This is a genomic window from Clostridium arbusti SL206 (genome assembly GCF_000246895.1).
Lineage (GTDB): Bacteria > Bacillota > Clostridia > Clostridiales > Clostridiaceae > Clostridium_I > Clostridium_I arbusti.
Map to the genome: position 1 here is coordinate 1 of NZ_BAEV01000022.1, position 26,535 is coordinate 26,535.

Sequence of the window (26,535 nt, forward strand, 5' to 3'; positions counted from 1 at the left end):
TGGACTACCATAATAGGTAGTCCTACTTTTTACATATCCTTTTGTATAGAATTTCCTATCTTTTTAACCTCGTCTACTATTTTAAACTTAACAACTATTTTTTGATTGTTCTCTTTCTTATTATCATCTTTTTTGTCATCTTTCTTGTTACCATCTTTATTAGCATCTTGTGAATTATCTACCATTTGGTACTCCTCTTTACTCAAAGTACTTTTCATTTCATCTTGAGTTTTTTGAACTTCTACATTACCCTTTGTAATATCGGTAAAGCAAAGAGGTGGAAACATTACACACCACCAGTTATGTCCTTTAGCACTACCTATTAAAATTCTATAAGCCTCATATCGTCCCTGTGGAAGAACTATAGCCCCATAGGATTTAACAGGAAAATCTACATTAGCTAATTCTGTTTTAACAGAATAATTATATCCATTTTCTCTTATTACACTTTCAGCTATTTCATTAATATTTTTATCATATTTTTTCAATATTTCTCTAGATTCATCAATACTTTTAGAATTGCTCATCTTAGGAGCAATATATGCTAATACTTTATCTCTAACTTTAAGTTTTAAAGCCTGATCTTCATTAGAATCACTGTTAGCTAAAACATGAAATCTTATTATTTTTTTAGCTATACTCTGCTGTCTTGCCAATTGATTAGATTCCTTAGCCTGAACCTTTGTAGTGAAATTGGTTGTATTCTTATTATAATTCCAAACTAACATACCGCTAAATAATATTGCTGCTATGAAAATTATACTCTTTTTCATTAATGACTCCCCCTAAAACAATGATTATATTGTAAATTATTTCCATAGTTTCTATTTATATTCACCCTTTGTGAAAAATTTTTTTATTTAGGTTATAAATTAATATTTATGACAAAAATAAGTAAGGCATATGAAAATAAATAATAAGTCAAAGATAGGTTGTATATTTTGAATCTTACAAGGAAACAGGTCCTGATGATAGTGGTGCTATCAGAGGGTAGGGTTCTGTTAACGTAGTAGGATTCAAAATAGACTAGTTATTTATTTGAAGATGCCTAATAGCACTAATGCATCTTTTTCTTATTTTAAGATGTTATATAAAGGAGATATTAAATCTATGAAAAAGATATTAATTGAACTTTTAGGTCTCAATATAAACAAGACAAATGAGGAGAATAGGACATTTAAAGTTGGGATACTTTCCACGCTGCTACTAGAGCTTGGAATTATAACCACCTTATTTAGAAATAGAGATGGTAATTCAATAAAATTTATATTACTGATCATAATTATTGCCATTACTTGTATATTAATGCTAATTTCTATAAGATTATATGAAATATTTATATATTTAAGGGCAGATTATATTGTTTACACTATAAAAACTGGAGACAATTTATTGAGTATATCAGAAAAGTTTCTACCTGAGTGTAACCCCTGGAGAACAGCAGACCTTATTAAAATCAAAAATAATATTAATGAAACATTATATATAGGGCAAAAAATATTAATCCCCACAAAGAAAATTTAATAATCTAGTAAATAACTTATATAATATTTTCAGATTCAATTAAATTTAACTAATTTGTAGTATAATAATAACATAAAAAATGATTTAGGAGGTATTTATGTATGAACGAGTCAGAAATTATCAATTATATTGAGCAATCTAACAGGTTACCTAAAATAAATAGAGAATTTACTAATATAATTTCTATACTAGACACTTCCAATAATTTTGATATAGATAAACTTATAGATGAAATATCAAAGTGGCCAACCTTGAAGACTTCACTTCTCACAGTTATTAATTCTGGTTATTTCAAAATACCAAGAAAAGTTTATACACTAAAAGATTCCGTAATGTATTTAGGAATAAAAACAATTAATCGATTAGTGTTATCATATTTAATTAAATGCTTACTTCCCGACACACTTGGAAGATCGGATATAATTGATAGAACGAAGTATTTAAAACATTGCTTAGGAACTTCTATTGCAGCTACTATGATAGCAGATAAACTTGGCATAGAAGATAAATATAAATATTTCGCCTATGGCTTAATTCACGACATTGGAAATGCTGTACTTGACATATGCTTGCCTGGAATTATTAATGAAGTTGTAAAAATTCAGCTAAAAGGAGTTCATCAAATTATCGCTGAAAGAACAGTAATGGAAGGCTGCACTCATTCTGATATTGGTAGTTGGTTATGTAAAAAGTGGAATTTACCAGAAGATGTAAATACAGCAGTAGCGTATCATCATACTCCTTTGCTTGCAACTAAATATAAAGAAGAAGCTAAGATTATGAATATAGCAGATTCCATTAGTACTCTGTATTATGAAAAACTACTATCTCTTAACACCTTATACGTATTAAATGAAACAGTAGCTGATTCTTTAGGGATTACAATGGATGATATTGAAAAGATAAGCAAAGAATTACCAGATAAAGTTGAAGAAATGATGAAAATAATAAATCCATCAATTTTCAATTCACAATTAGTAAGTTAGTAACTATATATTTATCTTGTGATAGATTATTAAAAATAATCTAATCACTTCATCAATTATGTAAACGTTAAATAAAAAACCCTAATAACAATCATAATAATCACACACTCTCATAACCAAAACAATTGTTATAATTTTACTTTTAATATATATAATTTTTACTTTTGTAATCATTGAGTATAAATTATACAGTTCTAGTTATATATACTTCATCATATTTTTCTTTCATATATTCAAAACACAACTGAGCTTTTAGCATATCCTCAAAGAAAGCAAAAATAGTAGGCCCACTTCCACTCATCATAGATCCTAACGCGCCATATCCATTCATAGAATCCTTAATATTTTTTAATATAGTATGTTTTCTATAAGTAACATTTTCAAGTAAATTCTTCATGTTATCACCTATAAATTGTAAATCACCACTTTCCATAGCCTCTATTAATTTTTCCGTTTCTGGATGTTTAAAAGCCTTCTCAATATCAAAGCTCTTATAGACTTCTTTTGTAGATACACCAAAATTTGGTTTAACTAATATCAATATTTTATCTTTGAATGGTTTTAAAGGTGTAATCTTTTCCCCTATACCCTCACAAAGTGCAGTTCCTCCTAGTATACAATAGGGTACATCTGCCCCTAGTTTAAGTCCAAGCTCCATAAGTCTTTCATCAGATACGTCAATATTAAAAATATCTCTCATAGCCTTTAGCACTGCTGCTGCATCTGTACTCCCCCCAGCAAGACCTGCTGCTACTGGTATATTTTTATTTATTGCAATGCTAACTCCATCCTTTATGTTATAGGTATCTATAAAAAGCTTAGCCGCCTTATAAGCTATATTCTTTTCATCATTAGGTACATATGATTTATCACAGCTTAGCTCAATTCCATTTTCAATTCTGTTTACATCTATTAGATCATATAAGTCAATTGTCTGCATTATCATTTTTAATAGATGATACCCATCTTCTCTTTTACCAACTATATCTAAGGATATATTAATCTTCCCATATGCTTTAAGTAACATTTTTTAGCCTCCGTATAACAAAATCATATTTATTAACTTTATTATAACAAAAAAAACCTTCTAACACATATGTGTTAAAAGGATTTTTTGTTAATACAAAAATATCCGTATACTATATTTGACCTATTATTTCTTTTAGGCATGTGAAAATAAATAACAAGTGAAAGATGCGACGTATATTTTGAATTATACAAGGAAACAGGTTCTGATGATAGTGGTGCTATCAGAAGGTTATGTTAACGTAGTATAATTCATAATAGACTAGTATACTGACTAGTTATTTATTTGAAGATGCCTTAACTATTTTATATAGCCGCTCTTCCAGGAATTATAAGTTTTTGTCCTGGTAAAATATAATCTGGATTTTCTATATTATTAATGTTTACTATGGATTCAACAGTTGTAAAATATACTTTAGCAATTTTCCATAAGCTATCTCCTGTTTGAGTTGTATATATGGTAACACTAGCCTTTTTCTTAGGCTTCTCGCCCTCTATAGGAACTACATTTATAAGAAAATCTTTATTGGAATTATAATTTACTCTTCCAGAAACAGATACAATGGCTTTAATAGCTATAGTATTAGCTTCAATGGATGCCTCTATATTCTCTAGATTTCCTTTAGCAATAGAAGTCATCTCTATTTTAGAACCTGGCATATCAATACTGCAACTGAAAGGAATATCTTCGTTTAATGAACTAATAGCATTATTCTCATCATTTGTCTTATAAATAACTGATGTATTCACTATACCTTCTATTGATAATTTATCCTCTACTAGTTTTTTATCCGTTATAGATACTTTTCCTACAGCTAGAATCACATCAGTTGGTACAGCATTTTCTTCTTTAATTTCAAGATTTTCTTTAACTATATTCTCAGTAGTTGCCTTATCATATACTTGATTGAATTCATAGTCTCTCTTCTCTATTTTAAGACTTAAATCTGGTGAGTAGGCATCTTGTATAACATCCACATTTTCTTTGCTCTGTGCCTTTATATTAGCTTTTATCAGTGCCTCTACATCTACATTCCTATTTTCACCTAAGTCATCTTCCTTAATGTTGCACTCTGTAGCATCCACGGTAAAATCTCCAAATACATTCATAGTTGGATTTACCCCTTCAAATTCCACTTCTTGACTTAAAAGCACATCATCAGATAAATTAAATATTTCGCCATTATCTTTTCCCTTATATAACACATTTACCTGTGCGAATGCTTCTAATTCTAACTTTCCCTCTAATACTTTTATCTGTTTCTTGTGAACATTAACATCATATTTTAGTATGTTTGCAATCTGAGGATTCTCCATTGGAACTTGCAGGTGAGACTTAGCAACTAAATCTATTGATTTATTTCCAGCTATTTTATCTATGGAAGTTTGACTTTTTAAAAATTGTACATCTCCAAGCCCTGTAACATCTTTAACAATTTCTAGGTCATTTTCACTGAATACTTCTGACTTTAACTTAATTATTCCTTCAACAGATATCTTTCTTTCATTTACAGCATTACAATTCATATGTTCTACATAAAAATCTGTATCTGCAAGCATTTTATGAGCTGCACCTTCTATTTCTACATAATTGCTGAATTTAGCTGCATAAGAAACTCCACAAATCTCACTACCTTCTTCTGTCTTTCCTAAATACACCACATCAAATTCTACTTGCCCCTCTAAATATACCTTGTCCTGCATTACCTCTGTGTTCGATATGGAAGGTTTTGCATCTACCATGAGTATTTTTAATACATCTGGCTGAGTATCTGGTATAATATACTCTTCTTGCACCACAGTATCAGCTGTATTTTCCCCAAGCAACTGTTCATATTGTATATTTTCTTTTACTAATTCTATAGCCATGTTATCCCTCCTATGAAATACCTAAGGTATCTGAAAATAACTAACAAGACAAAGATGCAACGGATATTTTGTATCATTCATACAAGGAAGCAATTTCTGATGATGCAGTATGATACGAAATAGACTAGCATACTGACTAATTATTTCTTTGAAGATACCTTATATAATGTATATAACCATTTCATAAAAAATATGATAACTTTATTATTTTTTTAATAATATATATTATCTTTGTTGTTAAAACAAGATGGTAAAAGTAACTTTTATATATTTCTACATGTTTACTTAAGTTTCACCATTCTTCTTTATATATCACTAATTTTTATATTTTAAAAGTCACTAAATTTATTGACAAAGATCATAATATGACGTATTATAGAAACTGGTTATTGACCATATAACCTCTCATAAATTCTCAATACCCTTTTATACCATAGTTGAAAGATGGAACCCACCATCTTTCTTTTTATTTAATTATCTAAGAGTTCTGTTGACGCAGTACGATTTAAAATAGATTAGCATACTGCCTATTTATTTATTGGAATGTGCCTAAAATTATTACTAGTAAAAATAAAAATTTATTGATATAATAAATTAATGACAACTATAAAAAAAACGATACTAAAAACTAGTATCGTCCTTTATTATACTGAAAAATCTAATTGAACTGTCTTTGTTAATACATCCGAATAGCTATATGTCACTTTCCTTTGGGTGTCCGATTCTAATCTAACTACGAATATACTAGGGTAAGTTTTTTCTATAACTCCATTATTGACCACAACTCTTTTTCTACCGCTGTTTGCCTTGAGAACTACCTTTTCACCCAAATGATCCTCAATATTTCTCTTAATGGAATCTAAAACATTTACTTTTTCCATACAAAACACCCTCTTTCCACATTTTATATTATACAATACAAATCCAATTATGTCAAGCAAACATATTATTTTAACGTAAACAATACAACTTGTCAAGGTTAATTTTCTGTTAATAAAATGAACCTCAAGCCATTTTTAAGCTTGAAGTTCCTTTTACTAAAAAAAGGTAGACTTTGGATACCCTTCTCTACATTTACCTCTAGTTTGAAGACCACCTACCCCTTTTGCTCCTGTTATAGTATTCTGAACAACTTCTTGTATATTCACTATTTCATCTATATTTGTATAAGCCACCTTTTGACATACAAAGACTGGATCTAGACAATGTATAAGCACTCTTTCTGGAGAACTTGCATAGTTAGCACCTGCATCCAATATAGCCTCATAACAAGACTGACAAGCTCCTGCATATATAACCAAATTATCATAATTTGGCTCATAATCTCTTAGCCTTAAAACTGAATCAACGAAATACTTTGAATTTCTATAATTATTTAGATCTAAATAGTCATTTATTCCCTTAGTAACGCCATCATGACCTGTTATAATCACAATATCTGGTTTAACTTTCTTTACTATATCAACTATTTTAGAAGGCTGTTCATACTCAGGAATAACCTTTCCTACCGCCTCAATGGAAAGTTGCTTATATACTTTAAGACAAACCTCAAGGTATGTGGAATCTCCATCTATATGCAATATCTTACCTGGTCTGTGAAATACCATGCTATTAGTATTATTAATTGAGGCAAGCTTAATCTTCTTTAAATCCCGATAGTCACTTTCTTCCACAGCTGCACTTTCTACGCCACTTCTACTACTTCTACTACTCTTAGCTTCTTTTTTACTTTTACTGCTTCTTTTGCTTCTACTACTTCTATTTACAAAATTTCTACTACTATTTCTAGAACTGATTATCTTCTTTATAGATTCATTAACTTTCCTATTAAAAACTATATCCGATGCCCCAAGACCATCCTCATCAATCTGTTCAAGATCTTCCATGGGAGCATCTGCTACTATTCTCAAATTAACTCCATTAAGAACATATATAATACCTTTATCTGTATCCTTAATATCAATAATCTTAAAGGTTATATCCTTGTCGTAAGACTTCCTTACTACAATATCACCGATTTTCATGACCTCACTCCATAAAATTACTATTATATTTTATGAAAGATAATCGCACAATGTGAAAAGTCATGTAAAATACAAATTATATTTACATGACTTAATTAATTATCATATAATATTTTATTCCTTTTGATTATACATTTCTTTAAAATCATCAATAAACTTATTATACTTTTCTCTTTCGTCTATTAATTCTTGGATCTTATTGCTGAATGTACTTTGTCCCCAGTTCACTTCATTATAATAAAATCTATTGCAAAGTCTCCAAAAACGTTGTGGAAAAAGTAGAAAAGCAAACAACACTCTATATTCTGATTCTTCTAGAGGAGATACCTTATTATAGGCATCAATTATAAGCTTCGCATGTTGAATATCCCAATCACATCGCTTTAACACTTTAATCATGTAATTTGATAAGTCATATACTCTTATTTCTCTCTTACAATAATCAAAGTCAATTACATTAACCTCATCCTTATTATCTATGATTATGTTGTGATAAGTATAATCGTGATGACAAAAACCTTTTTCATCTTCAGTTTTCTTACATAGATTCATATATTCTGAAGTATTTAAAATATTTATAGCCTTTAATCCAATTTGTTTAAAGAAATCATAACTTTTAATATAGTTTAAATCAAACTGTGCTTTATTACCTTTTTTTCTGGCCATATCTCTCATCTTTTCAAAAGATCTTACTCTCTTTTCCATTAAATGAGGCCATCTTCCAAGGTCAGTTTTTAGTTTACTATTTTCAGGTGGTTCATACCCTTTTGACTTCTCATGCAGCACCGCAAGAGTTTGAGATGCACTTATCAAATCTTCATCTTCATGAAAATTACATTCTCTACCTTCAATCCATCCTGAAAGTGTATATATATCTTCGTTTACAAGTGCATAGGGATTGCCTTCAATATTCAAACAATACCTATCTATTCCCGTAAATCCTTTCGAAATAAGATGCTCTTTTGCAGAATAAACAAATAGAAGCTTTTGAATACCGTAATCTATTTTTTTAAGGCATTTATTACCTTTATTTGTTTTTAAGTAATATACTCCCCTATTAGGTTTAATAGATTCGATTTTTAAATCAAATTGCCTCTCAATTTCAAATTCCCTCATCATCTTAATCACCCCCCATAGAAATATGTATATGATTATTATGACTTTTTTAGAATAAATTTATTGTACAAGTATTAATGTTTTAATTTATATATTATGCATATGAAAATAAATAACAAGTCAAAGATACTAGCATACTGACTAGTTATTTATTTGAATGTGCCTTATGTTTATATGATAATTGTTAACACTTTGCTAATCATATTAATATAATAAATTGAAGCAATTAAGAAAGGTATCTATTATGAAAATAGGAATAGACGCACGAGCTGCTAAATTATATAGAGGCACTGGTATCGGAACATATACTTATCAGCTAATAAACTGCCTAAATAAAATTGATAATATAAATGACTACTTATTATTTATGCCTAAAAATGCAAATATAGATATAAATTTTTCTAAAAAATTTCAAATAAATGATATAAATGAAAAGATTAGTTCTAATTTTTGGGATCAAGTTAATGTACCTAATATTTTAAACAATAGAGATATAGAGTTATATCATGTTCCCCAAAATGGGGTTGGATTACCTCTAGATAAAAAATGCCCTTTTGTTATAACTCTACACGATATAATACCCTATAAAATGCCTGAAACTGTAAGTGATAGATATCTCCATATTTTTAATGAAGAACTTCCTAAGATAGTTTCTCTATGTGATGGTATTATAACAGTATCCCAGTTTTCAAAAAATGATATAGCAAAGGCCTTTAATTTTCCAGCTAATAAAATATATGTAACCTATCTTGCTGCTGAAAATATATACAAACCATTAGATAAAAAAATAAGCAAAGAAATAATTAAAAAAAATTATGGTATAACTGATGATTTCATACTATATGTTGGTGGTTTTAGTCCTAGAAAAAATATAATAGGACTATTAAATGCCTTTGAAAAGCTTTTATCAAAAACTTCAAAGGACCTAAAATTAGTCATTGCAGGTACTAAGGGAAAATCCTATAAAGATTATAAATGTTGTGCTGAAAAACTTCATATTAGAGATAAGGTTATATTTCCAGGTTTTATTCCTGTAAATCATATGCCATATTTATATAACTCTGCAAAACTTTTTGTATATTTGTCACTATATGAAGGCTTTGGTCTTCCACCTATTGAAGCTATGGCTTGTGGTGTGCCTGTGGTATCCTCAAATGTTACATCTCTTCCAGAAATACTTAAGGATTGCTCTCTACTGGTAAATCCAAGGAATGAGGATGACATTTACAATTCATTATATAGAGGATTAAATGATACTGATCTTAGATTTGATTTAATCCAGAAAGGTTTAATTATTAATAAAAACTTAACTTGGGAAAACACAGCTGCTTCTACTTTAAATGCCTATAATAATATAATTAGTAGTATATAAAAAATATCTTAAATAGGTGTAATATTCATATCAATATTACACCTATAACACTTTTAATATTGTGGACAATCATTTTTACCCTTTCATATACTCTTTTAAAATATATACTAAATTGAAGCAAGTTCTTAATTCAGGTGGGGATTCTTTTACCCCATCTGAATTTTAGAACTGCGAATGCATGGCTTACTTGGCGTTGGACTCCCACTTTAAGAAAAGTAGAGAACCCAAATTTTAATTTGGTGTGAATCACTTTCACAGAGTGCGTTGGAGACTTACACCAAGTTAGTCAGGTTAAAAACTAGGTTTCTGTATTATCAATACCTAAACCTAGTTTACTATACAAACATTCAATTTTAAACTTTTTATAATTAGGTATATGAAAATAAATAACAAGTCAAAGATGCGACGTATATTTTGAAGTCAACAAGGAAATAGGTTCCTAAGATAGTGAGCTATCTTATGGTTCTGTTGACGCGGTGGGGTTCAAAATAGACTAGCATACTGACTAGTTATTTATTTGAATGTGCCTTACTTACTAAAAATTCTTCAAGGTTTCAACTTCTATATAGTATATTGCTGTTTAAATTCCTGCAAAAACTCTTGTCTATCCGGCTCAAAATTAACCTTTCTCTTTAATCTTGATACAAAAGTCTGTTCATCCCATTCCTTCCTTTTTGAGTAATAATCTTTACATATTTCATAAAAGTCCTCTGGGAAGGTAATCATACCAAATAGAACATTGAGTTCATTCTGGTTTAATGTATTAGTAATACGGTAATTATCTAAAATAGCCTTACATTTATCTATGTCAAAGGAAAAAGTTTTAGTAACTTTATTAATGAAATTGCATAAATCGTGAACTTTCAGATCAATTACTGAAAAATCAAAATCTATAAAATAAGCTTTATCCTCATCAATTATTATATTGTGGTGGGCCAAATCATGATGACATAATGATATTTTATCCTCTTCACTACAGAGCTTATAATAGGCTGTCTTATCTAGAAATGCTATGCAATCATCAATTTTATTTACATAATTATCTACATTTTTTAAAAATATATCATCAAATTCCCCTTTGTTTTCATAAAGATTAACCATCCTCTTAAAGAATAACATTTCTTCTTTTTTTCTACTTAAATTTTTGAATAGATTGCCACATATATATTTATTGGAATTCTTATATCTAAATCCTTCAGATGCTTTATGAAGTTCTCCTATACCCTGAGCTGAAATAGCCAAATCTACAGGATTGCTGAATTCACATTCTCTTCCCTTAACTTTATTCATTATACAGTAGTATTCACCCTTCCACTCTGCATATTTCTTACCCTCTGTACTATCTTCAAAATTCATTACACGTTCAAAATTGGTATTTACATATTTTAAAGCTTTAACTATAAAGTCAAACTCATATAAAGTACAATCAATTCTTTTTAATATTTTATCACCTTTATTGGTACTTAGTAAAAAAACCTTTCTTATAGGAATTAAATCCAATACTTTTAAATCAAATTTTTCAAAAAGTTTTACATCTAAATCATATTTAGATAGATAGGCCTTATCCCTATATCCTAAATCCAGCATAAATTTACCCTCCTATAAAATGCTATTGCCATCCTTCTTCATAGCCCTATTAAGGCTTACAACATAGTCATTAATATCCCACTTCTTTTTAGCTAATCTATAACGCTCACAACATTTCATATATTCATGAGGATAGGATACTAATGCCTTAATAAAATTATTGCTATCCCTGTCAAAGCCTTCTAGCTCACAAAAATAATTTATTACATTTTCTAACTCTACAGTACTACTACTTCTCTTCAATTTATTGATTAAATATACCCCGTCCATTTCCAGCATATTATATGAACATTTCTTTAAACTATTTATTTCTACTTGTCTATTTTTTCTAATATTATCAAAATAAGTATTTCCAAGACATATTTCAAATCTTCTCATACTTCTTTTAATGAGGCTTATATAGTTACATTGATTTACTATATCAATACACCTTTCTGCTCTCTTTAGATATGAATTTGAGCTTTGTAGTACCATATTTTCAAATTGATTTACAGAACTATTACCTTTAAATGCTTTTATATCTCTATTTAGATTTTTTATACGCATTTTGTATCTTTCAACAACCTTACCAATTTTATTTGGAATAGCTTTAGATTCTATTTCAGTACATTTAAGAGCTACTTTATGAAAAGAATAAATTGCATCTATTTGTTCTAAAATCTTATGCTCTGTAATATTAGTTAATATATAATTATTATTGTCAGCATTCATAAGCTTAATATTATTGTCAACCAAGCATTTTTCTAAGGAGAATGCTCTTATTTCAAGCATGAATGATCACCTCGTTTTGTGATGTTTCTTTAATTTTCTTATTATTTCACGTTCTTTTTGCTCAAGTTCAGCTATCTTTTTGGTCCTTCTTTTTATTTTTTTTAGTCTCTTTACTCTCTCACCTAATTCTTCAATTTTTTTATCATAGTCATTTATGTTGCTTTCGTCATCATTTACAGTTTCAATTATTTTATTGTTAGTATGCTTGTGCTTGCTCATATCTCCCCTCCATAGTTTAAATTACTAAATTGATCTATAAATTCTTGTCTTTCGGCTCTGTCAAGCTCTATTCTCTTCAACTTATTTAAGAAAAATTCTTCCCCCCAAGGCTGATTTTCCCAATAGTACTGAATACCAACCTGCCAAAAATCCTGTGGAAATTCCATGAATGCGGCCATAATAGGTATATCCGTTTTTTCTATAGGATATATAGAACTGTATGCATCTAATACATAAATAGCATCACTCATATCCCATTTTCCATTTTTCATCTTTCTTATTAAAAGACTTGCCAAATCATGAAGGTGTGTATCTAACATACAGTAATCAAAATCTATTATAGTTACCCCCTCATCCTTACCTATAAGCACATTATGATGAGCAAAATCATGATGACAATATCCATTTTTTTTCATTTCTACTTTCATCTTATTAACATAATCTGTTTTATTTACATCTACTATGCTTTTATTAGCTCTCTTAACTTCCCTGCTAATCATACTTTCATATTTATAATCAAATTCTGTCTTGTTTTCTTTTTTTTCAATTCTACTTTTAAAATCAAATATTTCATCTGTTCTTGTACTAAATACTTCCTGCCACTTAAGCCAGTTATACCTTGGATGCATCTCTTCTGTCACTAGAAAGCCTTGACTTTTTTTATGCAAACTTGCAAGGGTTGAAGTAGCTAAGATTATATCTAATGGATTGTCATAATTACATTCTCTTGCTAAAGTCCAATCTGTAAGATATGCATAATACTTATCAAACTTTATATAGTCTTCTCCCAATTTATTTTTTATTATGGTGGGAACATTACTAAACCCGTTATTAATTAGATGATTCATAGCCTCTAATATAAATAAAAAGTGTCCATATTCATAGTGAACAATCTTAAGACAATACTCTTTTTTATTACCTTCCAATTTATAAACATTTTTTATTTTTATTGCTTTGTTAACCTCTATTTCATAATTATCCATTACAAGCTTTACTACAGCTTCTGTTTCCATAACTCTGCCTCCAATAAGCATTGTTCTCATTCATTATATGAGGCTATTTTCAACTATGTGAATAGTGGCACACTTCTCACCATAAATTAATATTATTAATATTAGTAGACAATTAACATACTAACTCTATTGTTCATTAATCAATTTTGAGGAGTGTATTCAATGAGAATTGCATTTGATGCTCGAGGAATAAACTGGTACAAAGGCACCGGAATAGGTACTTATACAGAAAATGTGCTGAAGAATCTCATATCTATAGATAGTTTAAATAAATATGTTCTTTATTGGTCCGGTGAAAACTACGAAAAATTTAAAACTAATAATACAACTATAAGAATGGCATCAAAAAGATATCATAGATTTTTTCAGGAGTATTTTTTTCCGAGAGATATAAAAAAAGATAATATAGATATATATCATATATCTCAAAATGGAATAGGACTTTCACAGAATTTGAATTGTTTAAAAATAGTAACAATACATGATTTGATTCCTTATATCATGCCAGAAACTGTAGGTAATGGATACCTTCTAAAATTTTTAAGAGATATGCCGCGGATTATCGATGAATCAAATGCTATAATAACAGTTTCTGAATACTCAAAAAAAGATATACTAAGATTTTTTCCTATAAATCCAGATAAAATATTTGTCACCCCACTAGCTGCAGATAGTATGTATAAGCCCTTAGATAAAGATCAATGCAAAAAATATCTATCTAATAAATACAATATAAAATCTCCTTATATATTGTATTTAGGAGGATTCAGTTCAAGGAAAAATGTATCTGGTCTAATCAAAGCTTACGAAAAGGTATCAAATGAAATTAAGGAAGATATTAAGCTTGTAATCTGCGGTTCAAAAAAAGATGATGTAGAAAATTTAATGAAAATAAAACTACATTCAAAAGTAGAAGAAAATATAATTTTTACAGGTTTTATTCCAAATGAGGATTTACCAATTTTCTATAATTCCTGTGAGGTATTTGTCTATCCTTCTCTTTATGAAGGTTTTGGACTTCCTCCATTAGAGGCCATGAATTGCGGTGCTCCTGTTATAACATCAAACACTACTTCTATTCCTGAAGTAGTTGCTGACTCAGCTATATTAATAGATCCAATTAATACAGATATGCTTGCAGATGAACTTTATAAAGTGCTTACCAATGAAGTTATAAGAAAAAATTTATCCAATAAAGGTTTAAAACGTTCCTTAGAATTTTCTTGGCTAAAAACAGCTAAGAACACATTAAAAGTATATGAAAATGTATATAAAACTTCGCAGATATCTTCCAATATAATTTAATTATCAATCAAATTTTTATTACTAGAAATGATAAGGCATCTGAAAATAAATAACAAGATAAAATAAACTATCACACTGACTAGTTATTTTATGAAGATACCTAATAAGGCACATTCAAATAAATAACTAGTCAGTATGCTAGGCTATTTTAAATCCTACTGCGTCAACAGAACCCTCAGATAGCACCACTATCATCAGAACCTGTTTCCTTGTAGACTTCAAAATATCCGTCGCATCTTTGACTTACTATTTATTTTCATATGCCTAAAAGAGCTATTTTTAAAATGATTAACTTCATTTTAAAAATAGCTCTTTTGTGAAAATATCCCCTATGATTAAACCCCAAACACTTATAAATAAAAGTACTTTTATCTCTACACTACTTCTACATTATAAAGCACTGCAATGTATTTGTAAACGTTTTTTATAGGTTATTTTTAAATTTTTATTACTTTAAACTATCAGGTTGTTCTAAATTGGTCTGTAAATTGTACATACTTTCATTTAAAGGTTTATTATTTTTGGAAGCATCTATTATAATTTGCACTGTTTTATTCCTTATATCATTAAAATTATGATTATATGTCATAGTTCTAAGTGCAGAAACTTCATCTATAGCCATTCTTCCAAGACTTTGATTATTGTAAAAACTATTCTTCTTATAAAAGCTATCATCCCCATAGGAAGTTGTATCAGAAGACATAACTCCATATCTAGCAAATTCATAAGTTGATAATTCTGTATCAGAACTTAAAAATCTAGTAAATTCTAATGCTGCTGGATTATTACTACTTGACTTTAAAAGCATTAAGTTATCACCAAAGTTTATAGTATCTCTATTTCCTCCTGGTTCAAATGCTGGGATCTTTTCTATCTTTAATTTACTCTTTAAGCTAGGATACTGTTTTTGTATATTATATATAGTGCTTAAATTACCTATTAAGGATACTGTACTTCCACTTACAAAAGATTGTATTTTACTACTACTTTCACTGTCATCATCTAATATTTTACTATTATATATATCGTTTAAAAGCCCTGCTGCCTTAACCGATTTCTGACTTAGTAAATCTATTTTTTTATCTTTATTAAAATAATCAACACCAAGCTGATTTAAAGCTAAATCATAAACAGTACCGCTATTAAAGTAATCTGAAGATAGCATAAACTTTCCACTTGCTTTTACTTGATTACTGCCAATATCCATATATTGTTTCCAAGTTTTAATATCCTCTGATTTTATGTTTAAGCTTTCTAATATATCTTCTCTATAAATCATAAAAGTTGGTTCTACATACCATGGTACAGCATAAATCTTATTTTTATATGTAGCATTATTTATTTGATTTTTGATAAATACATCCTTATTAAATTGTGGAATGGATGAAGATTCAAGAAAACTATTTTGGTATTCATTTATTATTATTGGCACATCTTTATCCCTAACTACTATCATATCCGGAAGATTTACTTTTTCACTTGAATTCTTAGAAAGAGCTTCTGTAACTTTATCGAAATCCAAAGATGATACATTTACCTCTACAGAAGGATTCTTTTTCTTAAATAAAGCCACAGCATCATTTATTAGAGCTTCATTAGAGTCAATTGTCCATAAAGACACCTTTCCCTTAAGTTCTTTAGTATTACTATCTTTAGGTTTACTTGCACAAGAAACTAAACTTATACTCATAAAAAATATAGTTAATAAAACGGCTACTTTTTTCATACATACTTCCCCAATCAAAAAAATTTTAATTAGACACATAAAAAAATATAATCAATATACTTACTAGTTATTTATTTGAATGTGCCTTATTTATTTGAATATGCCTTATATACTTAATTCTAAGTTTATATAATTAAAATGTCCATAGGTATAGAACTTTTTTACGAAATCATTATATTATTAAATAAAATATTCCCTAATATAAAATTTTATATTAGGGAATATTTTATTTAGGCATCCTTGCCTTGATATTTATTTAAAATTCCTTAGTTCTTCATTTTAAAATATAATATTAATCTACTTTAGACATCTTATAGTTACCCTCTTCATTGAAAACTTCTTTCCAAGCTTTCTCTGCTTCCGGTTTAAATTTCGATGCAAGATTATCAAGTTGTTTCATAAATAAAGGATCTTCAATCATTTTAGCAGCACTTGGGTGTGTTGGATATGCTCCTGTCTTCTTAACTATTTCTCTTATCTGATTAGTATTATCTATCATCATACATGGCAATAATAAATTTTTGTTGTATGGTTGTCTACTTCTTATCTCTTTAAAATATTTTGTCTTAAAGGCTTCTTTTAAAGGCTTACCTTTAACATTATAAGCTGCAAAATGTGAGAAAATACATGGTTCAACATCCTCATTTGAATTGATATGGCAATAGTATTTACCAGCAATACATCCTCCAACATAAGGTGAATCATTAAAGAAATCTATAGTGAAATAAGGTTTATTTTCTCTTATATATCTTGTTCTTTCCCCAAGATGTAATCTTTCTTCTGGTGTAAGCATAGCATTTAAATCTGGTGACTCACCGATTGGCATATACATGAAATACCAACTCATCTTTGAGCCTTTTTCTGTTAGCATATCTATAAATTCATCTGAAGTAACTACATCTATGTTATATCTTGCAGTTGCAGATGAAACTCCGAATAGAATTCCTCTTTCCTTTAGAAGATCCATAGCTTTCATAACTGCTTTAAATACACCCTTACCTCTTCTTGCATCAGTTTCTTTTTCAAAACCTTCAAGAGAGAACATAGGTATTACATTTCCAAGTTGTTGTAATCTATCTGCTACCTCTGGAGTAATCATTGTACCATTAGTGAATGGTGTAAACATAACATCATTAAACTTCTCATATACGTCTAACATATATTTATTTATAAAAGGTTCTCCACCGAGTATTACCATATAATAAATTCCAAGGTCTCTTGCTTCACCTATAATTCTTTCTACTTCTTCTCTTGGAATATCATCTTCTTTGCTATAATTCCCTGCATAACAACCTGTACATCTTAAATTACATCTCATTGATGGGCTTAAAAGAATTATAAACGGCGCACTACCACCTTCTTCTTTAAGGCTATCTCTTACAGGTGCTCCAAACCATGCAGCATTTGCAAAGAAATTAGTAAAGAATTTTTTCAAACAATTTTTATTTGTAGTCTTTAATATATTTTGAACAAATTCATAGGTAGGTTTATTTTCCTTGTAATAGTCACATACAAAATCTATTTGCGCCTTTTCATCTGGATCTTTAATTGTCTTTTTTATTAGTGCAAAAATCCTGTCAACATTTTTTTCTGGATTTTTATCCAAAATATCTACTATAGTGTTAACTAAAGTAGTCTTCAAACCCTTTTCTACTGTATTAATAACATTCATGAAAAATCCTCCTCACAAACTTAATAGTAAATAGAACTCATGATCCTACAGGCTATTAAAAGTTGTTATATTAGATGATTACCATCTCTCTATAAAACTATTATATTCCTATTAAATACATTTACAAATCCTATAGGACTTCATAATGTGAAACAAATTTCATATCATCTGGTATTACCATTAGAATACTTTAATTTGCTCCATTTTTCTCCATTTTTTAGATATTATATATAATATCTACACTAAATATCAAAATAGTGAAATCGATTCATCCCCCTATTTAAGTAGATGTAAACATTTTTTGAATACTGTTAATTTTTCCACATTATCAAAAAATTTTTTGTTAAAATTTCTATTAATGATTATTCATATTGTATATGTTGTAATAAATTATCTTCCTTATAAAATAGACATTTTATTTAAATTCATCTGTTAAGACATCTTCTCAAATAAATAACTAGTCAGTATACTAGTCTATTTTGAATCATACTACGTTAACGAAACCCTCTAATAGCGCCATTATCATTAGGACTTGTTTCCTTTTAAGATTCAAAATATACGTCATATCTTTGACTTGTTATTTATTAAATATATACTTTTAATCACAATTTATGTATAGGAATTCCCTAAGATGTATTATATCATATTTTATGGAATATAATTCATTTCAGTGGAAATCAATATTTATCTTTTAAAAATAATATTTTATATAATTTTCTATTTTAATTTGTTAATCATACTTGCAATATATCCTGCACCAAATCCATTGTCTATATTTACAACACTTACACCACTAGCACAGCTATTTAACATGGAAAGAAGAGCCGATAAGCCTCCAAAATTAGCCCCATAGCCAATACTTGTAGGAACAGCAATAACTGGTTTATCAACTAACCCTCCTACTACGCTTGCAAGTGCTCCTTCCATACCAGCAATTACTACAATCACTTTTGCTCCCCTGATTAGATCTATCTTATCAAACAATCTATGTATACCAGCTACACCTACATCTATAACCTTTACTACCTTATTTCCAAAAATCTCAGCTGTTACTACTGCTTCCTCTGCTACAGTCAAATCAGAGGTACCCGCCGTTACTATAGCTATATATGAATCTGTTACTTCCTGTTCTTGTCTTTTAACTACAGTTATAGTTTTTGCTAATTCATTATAAACAGCTTCTTTGCAAATTTCTCTCACAGCTTCATACATTTCTCTTGAAGCTCTAGTTCCCAATATATTATTATTTTTTGTAATCATAAACTGTATGATTCCTTTAACTTGCTCTACTGTTTTACCTGCACAGTATATAATTTCAGGATATCCAACTCTTATTTCTCTATGATTATCAATCTTTGCATATCCTAAATCCTTATAAGGTAAATCCTTTAACTTTTCTACTCCATCTTCTACAGTTATTTTTCCACTTTTAACCTTATTTAGTAATTCTCTCATGTTATCCAGATTCATATATTCACCTTCATTATTACTTATTTGATTATCCCTATAGTTCTAATAACTACAAGCAATAATATTTCAAACCAAACTATAGCTGATCTTTTATTTCCATATAAATCTCTTTTATGGGTATACCATTTTCACATGCAAGCTTCTTACATTCACTATACTCTGGTTTACTCTTTATTTTTTCACCATTATAATAAGCATTTTTTATAGTTATATCTCCAAATTTAGTACTTATTTTAGAAAAATCCCTTTTTAGCATTGTCTTTTCCACTTCATATTTCCTAAAGCCTAAAGTTGTAGTTTCACATAGTATAAATGTCTCTATTAACTTAAATTTGTCATCACTACAAAGAACACTTAATTTTACTGCCGGTCTACCCTTTTTCATTATAATAGGAGTTAAAAAAACATCCGATGCACCTATTGAAAAAAGTCTTTCCATTATGTAATCATAGTTTTCTGGATTCATATCATCTATATTACATTCTAGAACATATGCCCTTTCTTTCTCTAGGTCACATTTAGCACTATCTTTTCTCTCTGCCAAAAATACTCTTAATACATTGGGTATCTCAGTATCTCTATTTCCTATACCGTAACCTATTTTTTTTATCTTGAATTGTTTATTATTTGTGTAGTCATCAACTACAGCCTTTAAAATTGCCGCGCCTGTAGGAGTTGTAGTTTCAAACTGAACCGCACCGGACTTTACAGGTATATCCTTTAATATCTCAACCACAGCTGGTGCCGGTACCGGAATAAGACCATGAGCACATTTTACAAAGCCACCTCCTAGTTCTATATCTGAACATATTACTTTATCAACCTTTAAATAATCTAAGCAAATGGCTGCCCCTACTGTATCTATAATAGAATCAACAGCACCTACTTCATGAAAATGTACTTCATATAATGGTTTATTATGAACTTTAGCTTCAGCCTTTGCTACTTCCATAAATATATTCATGCTTATTTTTTTAACTTCTGATTTTAAAGAACTGCCATTTATTATATCTTCTATTTCTTTTAATCCTCTATGAATATGAGTATGCCCATGCATATCCTCATGCTCATGCTTGTGGTCATGATGGCAATGACTGTCTAAACCATGCTCATCATTGTTTTCATCATCATGAACATGGATATGATTGTTTTCATGATGATTATGCTCTTCTTCACGAATAGTAGCATTTTCATCTTCAAGTAAAACATCAACTTTTGTTCCTGTAATACCCTTTCTCATATCTTTTGAAATTTTTACTGAATATCCCTCTAGCTTTAATTTTTTTAATTCATCTATTAAATAATCCTTTGGTACTCCAATGTCAATCATTGCCCCTAAATTCATATCTCCACTTATGCCAGAAAAGCAATCATAATACAATATTTTCATCACTTTGTCCTCCTCTTATATTAGCTCATACCGAACTTGTAATTATCAATTAGTCTTAGGCACATTCAAATAAATAACTAGTCAGTATGCTAGCCTATTTTCAATTCTACTGCGTCAGCAGAACGCTCAGATAGCACCACTATCATCAGGACCTGTTTCCTTGTATAATTCAAAATATACGTCGCATCTTTGACTTGTTATTTATTTTCACATGCCTTACTTAGTTGGAGTTTGGTTTACTCCCGCCATGTTTAGATGAATTATCCAGAGACGTGTTGCTGTTATCTCAACCAGAATAAAGTAATTTTTACTATTTTCCTATATATTATATTATAACAAAAAGGTATATCCATAGTACAGTTTTGGATATACCCTATAATTACATTAAAACTATATTGATATTAAATTTTTCATACTTAAATCAAGTACCTTATAAGAATGAGTTATATATCCTGTAGATATATAATTAACTCCTGTTTCCGCTAATGCTCTTATAGTTTCAAGATCCACATTACCAGACACCTCAGTAAGAGCCTTTTTATTAATCAGATTCAGTGCTTTTCTTATAGTTTCAAGATCCATATTGTCTAGCATTATTATATCCGCATTAGCTAAAAGAGCTTCCTGTACCTGTTCTAAGGTTTCAGTTTCAACTTCTATTTTCTTAACAAAAGAAACATTTTTTCGAGTCATATCAATAGCATTTTTTATTCCTCCAGCAGCAGCTATATGATTATCCTTAATAAGTACTCCATCACTTAAATTGTACCTATGATTCTCTCCACCACCAATTTTAACTGCATATCTCTCAAGTATTCTAAAATTTGGAGTAGTCTTTCTTGTATCCAATAATTTAGTTCCTGTCCCTTGGATTTTATCAACAAATCTTCGTGTTAAAGTTGCTATACCACTCATTCTCTGCAAAATGTTTAATGCAACTCTTTCTCCACTAAGAACACTAGAAGTTAATCCTCTAATCTCTCCAATTATTTGTCCCTTATCTACATCTTCACCATCCTGAGAAGAAAATATTACGTCTGCATCTCCCAAAATTTCAAATACTCTTTTAAATACTCCTGTGCCACACAATACTCCATCTTCTTTAGCTATTAAGTCTACTTTACATCTATCCTTGCCATCTATAATAGAGTTAGTAGTAATATCATCATAGGCTCCATCTTCCTTAAGGGCATTAATTATTATATTATCAATTGTTAATGAGTTCATGTTCCTTCTCCCCTAACACTTTTTTAAATTCACTAAGTACAGAATTTAGATTGCTATCTATTATTTCTTCCGCTTCTTTTAATTTTATATTATGCTTTAATGGTATAATATCTTTACTATTTATATTTTTATTTATATCTAAAGCTGCCCTTCTAGAAAATACGAGCCCTTCTAGTAGAGAATTACTTGCAAGTCTATTTGCTCCATGTACACCAGTACAACTTACTTCACCGCAGGCATATAAATTATCCATGGAAGTGCTAGAATTCAAATCAACCTTTATTCCACCCATAAAATAATGCTGTACAGGAGTAACTGGTATAGGCTCATTAGTAACATCTATTCCTCTCTTCTTGCACTCTTTGTAAATACCAGGGAATCTATTTATTATAAACTCACTATCCATAAAACTTGCATCTAAGTAAACAAAGCTAGAATCCGTTTTTCTCTCTTCATCCCATATACTTTCTGCCACTATGTCTCTTGGCAAAAGTTCATTTACAAAACGCTGTTTATTAATATTAAATAATTTTGCCCCTTCACCCCTTAAGGATTCAGAAATGAGGAATTTTCTTTCCTCTGAGCTATTTTCATACAGTGCAGTAGGATGAAATTGAATATAACCTAAATTAGTAACATCTATATTGTTCTTTAGAGCTATAGCTATGCCATCTCCAGTCATAGTTCTTCTATTAGTAGAGTTCAAAAACAGCCCACCAATACCCCCTGAAGCTAAAATAGTATATTTAGCATGTATAAAATCAACACCATTATTTCTCTTTACTATACCTCCACAACAAGCTCCTTTAAATTTTAACAAATCAACTAAAGTTGTATCCTCATATATAGTTATATTGTCTCTATTCTTAACCTGCTTAAAAAGGGTTTCAAATACTCTCTTACCAGTTTCATCTGTGGAATGAACTATTCTATTTATACTGTGTGCGCCTTCTCGTGTATAATCAAGCTCTCCATCTTTATAGTCAAAATCCATTCCAAGCCCAATTAATCTATTGATATTTTCTATAGACTCCTCTGCAAGAACTCTTACTGCTTCCTCTTTATTCTTGTCTTTTCCTGCTTTCATAGTATCTTGAATAAAAAGATCTATGTCATCTTTATCCTTTGCACGGGAGATTCCACCTTGAGCAAGGTAAGTATTACACTCATCAGTCTTGGATTTTGAAAGTATCACTACTTTGCAATTATTATTGATATTTAAGGCCGCATACATTCCAGATACACCACATCCAACTATCAAAACGTCTGTATATATATCCATCTTAATCACTTCCTAAAATAAGCATATTTTCTAAAGCAGCTGCTGCTTTCTTTCTCACATCTTCATCTATATTTATTTCATGATACATTTCATCAAGACTCCAGTATACATTATCCAGAGATGTCTTTTTCATATTTTTACAAGTCATTCCTCTTAATGAGAAAAATTGCTTATCCGGATTTTCATTTCTCATCTTATGCAATACGCCTTCTTCAGTAACAACTAAAAACTTATCATGATCACTTTTAGCTGCATAATTAATTATTCCACTGGTACTTCCAATGTAATCAGCTAAATCACGTACCTCCTTTCTACATTCAGGATGCACTAGAATCTTAGCTGTACTACATTGTTCTTTTCCCCTCAAAACATCTTCCTGACTAATTCTGTCATGAACACAACAGTGACCTTTCCATAAAATAATGTTTTTTTCAGGTACATTTTCTTGTATATAGGAACCTAAATTCTTATCAGGAGCAAATATTATATCTTCTGCATCTATATTTTTTACAATTCTTATAGCATTAGAAGAAGTACAACAGACATCTGACACTGCTTTTACTTCTACAGAAGAATTTACATAGGTTACAACTTTAGCTTTTGGATATTCCTTTTTCATACTAAGTATTTGTTCTACTGTGGCCATATCAGCCATAGGACATCCTGCTTCTTTAACAGGCAATAAAACTTTTTTATTTGGAGATAATATTTTGGCACTTTCCGCCATAAATCTTACTCCACAGAATACAATTACATCTGCATCATTTTCTTTGGCACGTTTACTGAGTTCAAAGGAATCTCCTACAAAATCCGCAACATCCTGTATTTCTGGTATTTGATAATAATGCGCTAAAATTATAGCGTTTTTACTTTTTTTAAGTTTTAGTATCTCTTCATTAATATATTCAGTCATCTTTACAGACCTCCATTTTATATTTACATCTGTATATACACCTATCTATAAATATATCACTATAATTTTGTATTATCAATATACAAAAGCCACCATGAGTTTATTAAATTCATGGTGGCTTTTACCTGGTAAGTATAAATCTAGAATAGTATAATATTTACATTCTTATATAAAAGCTAATTTATTCCTTTGTTCCACTTTTATTTTTGCTATTTTCTGGTGCTTTACTATTTTCTTTATTGGCTTTTGTCTTATTGTTTTCAGTACCATTATTCTTTAATTCATTATTCTGAGTTCCATTGCTATTGGGCTGATTATCTTTATTGCTATTATTTTTTATTTCACTACCCTTACCTTCATTATCTTTTGATTGATTATTTTCAGTCACATTTCCATTATCCTTAGTTGTATTTTCTTTAGCTTGGTTGCCTTCAGCTTTATTTTCATTATTATTTGAATTATCTTTATCCTCTAGGCTTCCATCCCAATTTTTTATTTTCTCATTCACTATATTCTTTATTTGATCAGCTTTTTCTTTTGTTATTTTCTTATCTTTAACAGCCTGATCTATGTGATTATTTCTATCCTCTATCATCATTTTCTTTACTTCTTCTTCACTATGACCTTTTTTCTTTGCAATATCAAAGAAATTTTTTCCTGATTTTTGTGCTTCTTGTAATTCTTCTTTTGTTATTCCTAGCTTTTCTAATATCTTACCTTTATGATGGTGATGATGTTCGTTACCATCATTACTTTCATGAGTTTTATTATTGGCCTCATTGTTACTGGGATTCTTAGTTGCATTACTATTGCTTTCAGGAGAAGCATAAGCTGTTGCACTTAGTCCTATTGCAAGACAAATAGCTAGAGCTGCAACCTTTTTTACAAATTTTATCATATTGTTACCTCCTAATAATTTATTACGAGGTTATTATAACCAATATGATGAATTATTAATTAGATATAGAGCAAAGTTTTTATTTTCATAATTGTTAATGTTGTCTAATTAATGTTTATCATGGTAGTTAATCTAATTTTTCCATGAAATTTATAATTAAAAAGGTTACATTATCTTTTCATATTTTTTTTCAGATTCCTTATAACTTACTATATTGTCAACTATATATAGAGGTCTGTCTTTAGTTTCATCCATAATCCTTCCTATATACTGTCCCATTACACCAATGGTTCCAAGTATTAATCCAAACATAAGAATATTTACTGATAATATAGACGCCATGTTTAATAGGCTATAATGCTTAATTAAATCCTTTATACATGTAATAATAAGTGAAACTAATCCTATAAAGAATGATATACCACCTAAATAACCAGCGATTACAAGAGGTTTATATGAAAATGCAGTTATTCCATCAAAGGCTAGCTTCATCATTTTCTTTAAAGGATATTTGCTTTCTCCTGCCAATCTCTCATGTCTTATGAATTCTACAAAAGTCTGCTTATATCCAACCCAACTAACGAGTCCTCTTACATATCTATTCTTTTCAGGAAGCATTGATAATGAATTACATACCTTTCTATCTATAAGTCTAAAGTCACCTGTATCCACTGGAATGTCTATGCTGGTCATATTTTTTAGCAGTCTATAAAATATTTTTGAAGTAAACTTCTTTAAGAATGTTTCCCCTTCTCTTTTAATTCTTTTCCCATATACAACCTCATAGCCTTCTTTCCATTTTTCAATCATCTTTAACATGACTTCTGGCGGATCTTGAAGATCTGCGTCAATTACAATGATGGCCTTTCCTAAAGCCACATTCATTCCTGCTGTTATAGCAGCTTGATGTCCAAAGTTCCTTGAAAAATTCACAAGCTTTATTTTCTCATCTTCTTTACAAATATTTTCTATTATAATTCTAGTCTTATCCATACTACCATCATTTATAAATACAATTTCATAATTTTCTCTAATAGAATCCATAACCCATTTTAATTTTTTATAACTTTCACTGATTAAAAGTTCCTCATTGTAAACAGGAACTACTACCGAATAAATTACTTCATCTGACATCTTTATCACCC

Annotated in this window: 23 protein-coding genes; 4 read left to right on the forward strand and 19 right to left on the reverse strand. The window is 29.3% G+C overall.

The genetic code is table 11. The annotated features are described in order from the left end of the window. Positions 1–29 precede the first annotated feature (29 nt). Complete coding sequence (gene spoIIR / locus RH99_RS06000; RefSeq protein WP_010235311.1) at positions 30–773, reverse strand: stage II sporulation protein R; 744 nt, start codon at positions 771–773, stop codon at positions 30–32. A gap of 337 nt (positions 774–1,110) precedes the next feature. Between spoIIR and RH99_RS06005 the strand changes: the two genes are divergently transcribed. Beyond that, positions 1,111–1,524 carry a LysM peptidoglycan-binding domain-containing protein gene (locus RH99_RS06005; RefSeq protein WP_010235313.1) on the forward strand — a complete coding sequence of 138 codons (414 nt, stop codon included), beginning with the start codon at positions 1,111–1,113 and terminating at the stop codon, positions 1,522–1,524. Positions 1,525–1,625: 101 nt separating this feature from the next. Continuing rightward, positions 1,626–2,510 carry an HDOD domain-containing protein gene (locus RH99_RS06010; RefSeq protein WP_010235315.1) on the forward strand — a complete coding sequence of 295 codons (885 nt, stop codon included), beginning with the start codon at positions 1,626–1,628 and terminating at the stop codon, positions 2,508–2,510. 184 nt (positions 2,511–2,694) lie between these two features. Here RH99_RS06010 and ispE read toward each other — a convergent pair whose 3' ends face one another. The 5 genes from ispE to RH99_RS06035 all read right to left on the reverse strand — a co-directional run bounded on the left by ispE (position 2,695) and on the right by RH99_RS06035 (position 8,548). Further along, positions 2,695–3,537 (reverse strand): 4-(cytidine 5'-diphospho)-2-C-methyl-D-erythritol kinase, encoded by an 843-nt coding sequence (gene ispE / locus RH99_RS06015; RefSeq protein WP_010235318.1) that lies wholly within the window; start codon positions 3,535–3,537, stop codon positions 2,695–2,697. Positions 3,538–3,842: 305 nt separating this feature from the next. After that, positions 3,843–5,405 (reverse strand): DUF3794 and LysM peptidoglycan-binding domain-containing protein, encoded by a 1,563-nt coding sequence (locus RH99_RS06020; RefSeq protein ID WP_010235320.1) that lies wholly within the window; start codon positions 5,403–5,405, stop codon positions 3,843–3,845. 644 nt (positions 5,406–6,049) lie between these two features. Then, positions 6,050–6,286, reverse strand: coding sequence for a Veg family protein (locus RH99_RS06025; protein ID WP_010235322.1), 237 nt, complete (start codon positions 6,284–6,286; stop codon positions 6,050–6,052). Positions 6,287–6,442: 156 nt separating this feature from the next. Continuing rightward, entirely contained in the window at positions 6,443–7,429 is a 987-nt protein-coding gene (gene yabG / locus RH99_RS06030; protein ID WP_010235324.1) for a sporulation peptidase YabG, read from the reverse strand. 114 nt (positions 7,430–7,543) lie between these two features. Continuing rightward, on the reverse strand, positions 7,544–8,548 hold the full coding sequence (locus tag RH99_RS06035) for a CotS family spore coat protein (protein WP_010235325.1): 1,005 nt from the start codon (positions 8,546–8,548) through the stop codon (positions 7,544–7,546). A 241-nt stretch (positions 8,549–8,789) separates the two neighbouring features. Between RH99_RS06035 and RH99_RS06040 the strand changes: the two genes are divergently transcribed. Then, positions 8,790–9,917: a glycosyltransferase family 4 protein gene (locus tag RH99_RS06040; RefSeq protein ID WP_010235328.1), complete on the forward strand. Its 1,128-nt coding sequence runs from the start codon at positions 8,790–8,792 to the stop codon at positions 9,915–9,917. Positions 9,918–10,478: 561 nt separating this feature from the next. On the opposite strand, the gene RH99_RS06045 is transcribed toward RH99_RS06040, so the two are convergent. The 4 genes from RH99_RS06045 to RH99_RS06060 are packed head-to-tail and all read right to left on the reverse strand — an operon-like array spanning position 10,479 to position 13,507. Further along, positions 10,479–11,504 carry a CotS family spore coat protein gene (locus RH99_RS06045; protein WP_010235330.1) on the reverse strand — a complete coding sequence of 342 codons (1,026 nt, stop codon included), beginning with the start codon at positions 11,502–11,504 and terminating at the stop codon, positions 10,479–10,481. Positions 11,505–11,516: 12 nt separating this feature from the next. After that, positions 11,517–12,275, reverse strand: coding sequence for a hypothetical protein (locus RH99_RS06050; RefSeq protein WP_010235332.1), 759 nt, complete (start codon positions 12,273–12,275; stop codon positions 11,517–11,519). Positions 12,276–12,281: 6 nt separating this feature from the next. After that, the gene (locus RH99_RS06055; protein ID WP_010235334.1) at positions 12,282–12,494 is read right to left on the reverse strand and encodes a hypothetical protein; all 213 of its coding nucleotides are present in this window, start codon (positions 12,492–12,494) and stop codon (positions 12,282–12,284) included. After that, positions 12,491–13,507 carry a CotS family spore coat protein gene (locus tag RH99_RS06060; RefSeq protein ID WP_010235336.1) on the reverse strand — a complete coding sequence of 339 codons (1,017 nt, stop codon included), beginning with the start codon at positions 13,505–13,507 and terminating at the stop codon, positions 12,491–12,493. The genes RH99_RS06055 and RH99_RS06060 overlap by 4 nt, the downstream gene beginning before the upstream one ends. Positions 13,508–13,669: 162 nt before the next feature. Between RH99_RS06060 and RH99_RS06065 the strand changes: the two genes are divergently transcribed. Continuing rightward, the gene (locus RH99_RS06065; RefSeq protein ID WP_010235338.1) at positions 13,670–14,812 is read left to right on the forward strand and encodes a glycosyltransferase family 4 protein; all 1,143 of its coding nucleotides are present in this window, start codon (positions 13,670–13,672) and stop codon (positions 14,810–14,812) included. Positions 14,813–15,260: 448 nt separating this feature from the next. Here the strand turns inward: RH99_RS06065 and RH99_RS06070 are convergent, their stop codons facing one another. From RH99_RS06070 to RH99_RS06110, 9 genes are all read right to left on the reverse strand, one after another. Further along, the gene (locus RH99_RS06070; protein ID WP_010235342.1) at positions 15,261–16,538 is read right to left on the reverse strand and encodes an ABC transporter substrate-binding protein; all 1,278 of its coding nucleotides are present in this window, start codon (positions 16,536–16,538) and stop codon (positions 15,261–15,263) included. A gap of 292 nt (positions 16,539–16,830) precedes the next feature. Next, entirely contained in the window at positions 16,831–18,210 is a 1,380-nt protein-coding gene (locus RH99_RS06075; protein ID WP_010235345.1) for a radical SAM/SPASM domain-containing protein, read from the reverse strand. A 717-nt stretch (positions 18,211–18,927) separates the two neighbouring features. Then, positions 18,928–19,680, reverse strand: a complete 753-nt coding sequence (gene larB, locus RH99_RS06080) for a nickel pincer cofactor biosynthesis protein LarB (RefSeq protein ID WP_010235348.1) — start codon at positions 19,678–19,680, stop codon at positions 18,928–18,930. A 76-nt stretch (positions 19,681–19,756) separates the two neighbouring features. Continuing rightward, positions 19,757–21,070: a nickel pincer cofactor biosynthesis protein LarC gene (gene larC, locus RH99_RS06085; protein WP_010235352.1), complete on the reverse strand. Its 1,314-nt coding sequence runs from the start codon at positions 21,068–21,070 to the stop codon at positions 19,757–19,759. Positions 21,071–21,460: 390 nt separating this feature from the next. After that, complete coding sequence (gene nadC, locus RH99_RS06090) at positions 21,461–22,297, reverse strand: carboxylating nicotinate-nucleotide diphosphorylase (protein ID WP_010235354.1); 837 nt, start codon at positions 22,295–22,297, stop codon at positions 21,461–21,463. Next, the gene (locus tag RH99_RS06095) at positions 22,278–23,579 is read right to left on the reverse strand and encodes an L-aspartate oxidase (RefSeq protein WP_010235356.1); all 1,302 of its coding nucleotides are present in this window, start codon (positions 23,577–23,579) and stop codon (positions 22,278–22,280) included. The genes nadC and RH99_RS06095 overlap by 20 nt, the downstream gene beginning before the upstream one ends. A gap of 1 nt (position 23,580) precedes the next feature. Beyond that, positions 23,581–24,492, reverse strand: a complete 912-nt coding sequence (nadA, locus tag RH99_RS06100; protein ID WP_010235358.1) for a quinolinate synthase NadA — start codon at positions 24,490–24,492, stop codon at positions 23,581–23,583. 181 nt (positions 24,493–24,673) lie between these two features. Next, positions 24,674–25,390 (reverse strand): hypothetical protein, encoded by a 717-nt coding sequence (locus tag RH99_RS06105; RefSeq protein ID WP_010235360.1) that lies wholly within the window; start codon positions 25,388–25,390, stop codon positions 24,674–24,676. 165 nt (positions 25,391–25,555) lie between these two features. Then, positions 25,556–26,524, reverse strand: a complete 969-nt coding sequence (locus RH99_RS06110) for a glycosyltransferase family 2 protein (RefSeq protein WP_010235362.1) — start codon at positions 26,522–26,524, stop codon at positions 25,556–25,558. Positions 26,525–26,535 lie beyond the last annotated feature (11 nt).

Bases quoted from the DNA above. Each gene is read 5' to 3' on its own strand.
- spoIIR (WP_010235311.1), bottom strand. From the start codon at position 773: ATGAAAAAGAGTATAATTTTCATAGCAGCAATATTATTTAGCGGTATG.
- RH99_RS06005 (WP_010235313.1), top strand. From the start codon at position 1,111: ATGAAAAAGATATTAATTGAACTTTTAGGTCTCAATATAAACAAGACA.
- RH99_RS06010 (WP_010235315.1), top strand. From the start codon at position 1,626: ATGAACGAGTCAGAAATTATCAATTATATTGAGCAATCTAACAGGTTA.
- ispE (WP_010235318.1), bottom strand. From the start codon at position 3,537: ATGTTACTTAAAGCATATGGGAAGATTAATATATCCTTAGATATAGTT.
- RH99_RS06020 (WP_010235320.1), bottom strand. From the start codon at position 5,405: ATGGCTATAGAATTAGTAAAAGAAAATATACAATATGAACAGTTGCTT.
- RH99_RS06025 (WP_010235322.1), bottom strand. From the start codon at position 6,286: ATGGAAAAAGTAAATGTTTTAGATTCCATTAAGAGAAATATTGAGGAT.
- yabG (WP_010235324.1), bottom strand. From the start codon at position 7,429: ATGAAAATCGGTGATATTGTAGTAAGGAAGTCTTACGACAAGGATATA.
- RH99_RS06035 (WP_010235325.1), bottom strand. From the start codon at position 8,548: ATGATGAGGGAATTTGAAATTGAGAGGCAATTTGATTTAAAAATCGAA.
- RH99_RS06040 (WP_010235328.1), top strand. From the start codon at position 8,790: ATGAAAATAGGAATAGACGCACGAGCTGCTAAATTATATAGAGGCACT.
- RH99_RS06045 (WP_010235330.1), bottom strand. From the start codon at position 11,504: ATGCTGGATTTAGGATATAGGGATAAGGCCTATCTATCTAAATATGAT.
- RH99_RS06050 (WP_010235332.1), bottom strand. From the start codon at position 12,275: ATGCTTGAAATAAGAGCATTCTCCTTAGAAAAATGCTTGGTTGACAAT.
- RH99_RS06055 (WP_010235334.1), bottom strand. From the start codon at position 12,494: ATGAGCAAGCACAAGCATACTAACAATAAAATAATTGAAACTGTAAAT.
- RH99_RS06060 (WP_010235336.1), bottom strand. From the start codon at position 13,507: ATGGAAACAGAAGCTGTAGTAAAGCTTGTAATGGATAATTATGAAATA.
- RH99_RS06065 (WP_010235338.1), top strand. From the start codon at position 13,670: ATGAGAATTGCATTTGATGCTCGAGGAATAAACTGGTACAAAGGCACC.
- RH99_RS06070 (WP_010235342.1), bottom strand. From the start codon at position 16,538: ATGAAAAAAGTAGCCGTTTTATTAACTATATTTTTTATGAGTATAAGT.
- RH99_RS06075 (WP_010235345.1), bottom strand. From the start codon at position 18,210: ATGAATGTTATTAATACAGTAGAAAAGGGTTTGAAGACTACTTTAGTT.
- larB (WP_010235348.1), bottom strand. From the start codon at position 19,680: ATGAATCTGGATAACATGAGAGAATTACTAAATAAGGTTAAAAGTGGA.
- larC (WP_010235352.1), bottom strand. From the start codon at position 21,070: ATGAAAATATTGTATTATGATTGCTTTTCTGGCATAAGTGGAGATATG.
- nadC (WP_010235354.1), bottom strand. From the start codon at position 22,297: ATGAACTCATTAACAATTGATAATATAATAATTAATGCCCTTAAGGAA.
- RH99_RS06095 (WP_010235356.1), bottom strand. From the start codon at position 23,579: ATGGATATATATACAGACGTTTTGATAGTTGGATGTGGTGTATCTGGA.
- nadA (WP_010235358.1), bottom strand. From the start codon at position 24,492: ATGACTGAATATATTAATGAAGAGATACTAAAACTTAAAAAAAGTAAA.
- RH99_RS06105 (WP_010235360.1), bottom strand. From the start codon at position 25,390: ATGATAAAATTTGTAAAAAAGGTTGCAGCTCTAGCTATTTGTCTTGCA.
- RH99_RS06110 (WP_010235362.1), bottom strand. From the start codon at position 26,524: ATGTCAGATGAAGTAATTTATTCGGTAGTAGTTCCTGTTTACAATGAG.